The organism is Salinarimonas ramus, assembly GCF_014645695.1.
Lineage (GTDB): Bacteria > Pseudomonadota > Alphaproteobacteria > Rhizobiales > Beijerinckiaceae > Salinarimonas > Salinarimonas ramus.
Map to the genome: position 1 here is coordinate 1 of NZ_BMMF01000027.1, position 2,911 is coordinate 2,911.

6 protein-coding genes are annotated in these 2,911 nt (G+C 62.6%); 4 read left to right on the forward strand and 2 right to left on the reverse strand.

Translation table 11 applies throughout. The features are described 5' to 3' along the window. Positions 1–17: 17 nt before the first annotated feature. Entirely contained in the window at positions 18–188 is a 171-nt protein-coding gene (locus IEX89_RS23975) for a hypothetical protein (protein WP_188915822.1), read from the reverse strand. 439 nt (positions 189–627) lie between these two features. Between IEX89_RS23975 and IEX89_RS23980 the strand changes: the two genes are divergently transcribed. The 3 genes from IEX89_RS23980 to IEX89_RS23990 all read left to right on the forward strand — a co-directional run bounded on the left by IEX89_RS23980 (position 628) and on the right by IEX89_RS23990 (position 1,958). Further along, the gene (locus IEX89_RS23980) at positions 628–1,215 is read left to right on the forward strand and encodes a recombinase family protein (RefSeq protein WP_188915823.1); all 588 of its coding nucleotides are present in this window, start codon (positions 628–630) and stop codon (positions 1,213–1,215) included. Between the two features lie 72 nt (positions 1,216–1,287). Further along, positions 1,288–1,491, forward strand: a complete 204-nt coding sequence (locus IEX89_RS23985; protein WP_188915824.1) for a YgaP family membrane protein — start codon at positions 1,288–1,290, stop codon at positions 1,489–1,491. 92 nt (positions 1,492–1,583) lie between these two features. Beyond that, positions 1,584–1,958, forward strand: a complete 375-nt coding sequence (locus IEX89_RS23990) for a nuclear transport factor 2 family protein (RefSeq protein ID WP_188915825.1) — start codon at positions 1,584–1,586, stop codon at positions 1,956–1,958. Here the strand turns inward: IEX89_RS23990 and IEX89_RS23995 are convergent. Then, positions 1,897–2,430 carry a hypothetical protein gene (locus IEX89_RS23995; protein WP_188915826.1) on the reverse strand — a complete coding sequence of 178 codons (534 nt, stop codon included), beginning with the start codon at positions 2,428–2,430 and terminating at the stop codon, positions 1,897–1,899. The genes IEX89_RS23990 and IEX89_RS23995 overlap by 62 nt on opposite strands. A 248-nt stretch (positions 2,431–2,678) precedes the next feature. On the opposite strand from IEX89_RS23995, the gene IEX89_RS24000 reads away from it, so the two are divergent. Further along, on the forward strand, positions 2,679–2,894 hold the full coding sequence (locus tag IEX89_RS24000) for a hypothetical protein (RefSeq protein ID WP_188915827.1): 216 nt from the start codon (positions 2,679–2,681) through the stop codon (positions 2,892–2,894). Positions 2,895–2,911 lie beyond the last annotated feature (17 nt).

Consider the following 2,911-nt stretch of genomic DNA (forward strand, 5'->3'; position numbering starts at 1 on the left):
CCCATAGATCGTGAAGATCAATCGACGAAGAACGTGTCGGATGTGGGTGGCAGCTGCTGTTCAGCGCGGATGCGCACGAACTCGATGATACGCGTGCGTTCCTCGACGAGCACCTCGTCCTCGACGACAAGGATCGTGGGGACGCTCCCCTCGTTGTCATCGGCGATGACGCTTACGTTCGCACTCACCATAGACCCCTTGGAACGACCGTACCCAACGCTCAAGCTTCGTACAGAGGCACAGAGTCATTTCGTCGCATGCGCTAAGCGCATACAGCCATTCTGGGGTGGCTCAAGTCCGGTGCCGCCGCAGCTCCTGTGCGATCTGCGCGAGGCGATACTCCAAGCCGGTGGTGCAGAGAAGCGGGAAGCTACCGGCATTGCCGCCGATTTACGCGGTCGAGATCCGCGCCGTCCTCCCGTCTGGTTCACACCGTCGCCGATAGCACTACTGCTATCGCGCTTGCCGACCGTCTCCCCACATTGACCACGAGCTTCGCAAATACGCTCGTTTTCGATAGGCGTCGACGCCCTCTCGGAACAAGCTGGAGAAGATGTAGCGGAATCTCCCAGAACCCTGTAGCATAACCTTCGTTTCAGAATGTCGTGCTGAAGAAGGGTTTTGAGAATGAACGTTGGATACGCTCGCTGCTCCACCGTCGGTCAAGATCATGATCTTCAGATCGACGGGCTCAAGCGTGCCGGGTGCGAACGTATCTTCATCGAGACAGCGTCCGGCACCAAGGCCGATCGGCCTGTGCTGGCCGAGGCACTTGCTTTTGTCCGGCCCGGGGACGTCCTCGTCGTCTACAGCCTGTCCCGGCTCGCCCGCTCCGTCCGCCACCTGATCGAGGTCGGCGAGGACCTGCGGGTGCGCGAGATCGGCCTCGCCTCGATCACCGAATCGATCGACACCTCGACGGTGTCGGGCAGGTTCTTGTTCACGATCCTCGGCGCGATGAGCCAGATGGAAGTCGAGCTTCTTCGCGAACGCACCCGTCATGGCCTTCAAGCCGCTCGGGCTCGTGGTCGTGTCGGCGGTCGTCCTCGCGTGCTCGACGAGGGCAGGATCGAGATCGCCCGCACCTTGTTGGCGAACGATCGGTTGACTGTTGCGCAGGTGGCCGAGCAGGTCGGGTGCTCTTCGGCCACGCTGTATCGGCACCTCGGAGGCGCGCGCCGTCTCTCCAGCAGTGCTCAGGCGGTCCGTGCTTGAAGCTGTGGTCGTGCGGCTTGCCCTGCGCCGGAACCAGCGCGATGATCGTCGTCGTCGTCGAGGGAGGGCACCATGAGCATCGAGCGTACGATCCTGCTGGTCGTCGGGGTCATCGTCCTTGGTTCGGTTCTTCTCGCCGCGTTCCACAGCATTAACTGGCTCTGGCTCACCGGAGCGATGGGCGCGCACCTCATCCAAGCATCCTTTACCGGGATGTGCCCGGTCGTCATGGCGCTCAAGCGTATGGGGCTGCCCTCGCGGCCCTCGTTCGGGTGACCTCGGCGATCAGAGGTCGACGAGCCGGGATCACCAGGTAGCGAGGGCGGAGCGGCTGGTGCACGATGCGCGCATAGCGCGGGAGATCGAGCATGCCGGATGACGTGACCTACGAGTTCCTCGACGAGTTCGCGGCGGCATGGAACCGGCACGACGTTGACGCGATCCTCAACCACATGACGCCGGACGGTGTCCTGCTGAACAGCATGGGAGCGAGCCCTTGGGGTCGCCGGTCGGTCGGGCGCGAGGAGATTCGACGGGCGATCATCGACCTCTTCGCCGCCTTCCCCGATGCATGCTGGAACGACCCGAAGCACTTCATCGCCGGGGATCGCGGCGTCACCGAGTGGGTGTTCACCGGCACCGGCCCGAACGGTCCGGTCGAGAGCCACGGCTGCGACGTGTTCACGTTCGCGGAGGGCAAGATCGCCGTGAAGGACTCCTACCGGAAGCATGTGACCGGGTAGGGCGCTCAGGCGGACCGCGCCTGACGCGAGGCTGACGTGGGTGCCTTCGGCTTCGGCTCCGCCCCTCTATCGTCGAGCATGCCCCGATCATCGCGTGGAACTGGGCGAGGAAGCGCTCGGCCTTAGCGGCCCGCTGCTCGGCAGCCTGCCAGCGCGCCGTCGCCTGCCGCAGCTTGGCCTCCACGTCGTTGAAGCGTCGTTCGGCGAGTTCGGCCTTCGCCTCGATCATGTCGACACGCAACTGAGCCGCCTTCAACGCTTCGTTCATGGCGGCGGCAATCGCGCTCAAGCGGGCCTCGACGTCGTTGTTCTCGATCTCGTCGATCTCGACGTCGGCGACCTCCTCGCGAGCAAAGTGGGCGCGCAGGCGAGCGATCAGCTCCGCCTCGGGCATGGACGTTCTCGGCTCGACCTCATCGAAGCGATCGCCGCCAGTGACGCGCGCGAGCAGGCTGCTCGTGGTCTCCTCCATCTCGGAGGGAGCGTAGGAGCGCAGTGTGAACGATCTCTTAACCATCTAAGTGACTGCAAAAGAACAGGAAAGCCCGTTCGCAGACCTCGATCTCGCTCGGTGATCTCGCGCCCGTCACATGCCATTTGTGCGAAGCGCTGAGTGTAGCTGTTCTCTGGTTGTTCATTGTAGGAATCTACAGGCCAAGCACATTGCATCCTGTCGTATGATGAGGGCCACTGAGTCCTCAACTAAAGATGCCAGAACACTTGCACCTAGACGACCTGATCAAGGCTGCGCTGGATAGAAGCGCTGCCTCCCAGCCCCTCAGAGAGGAAGATCGAGACGCGCTCAGTCATCTCGTGACGCTCGCCAGATCATTCGTCCGCTTCGATCACGAGGAACGCACGCGTATCATCGAGTTCGTGCGCATCCGCGCTGAACAGCAGCTGCCACCCACATCCGACACGTTCTTCGTCGATTGATCTTCACGATCTATGGG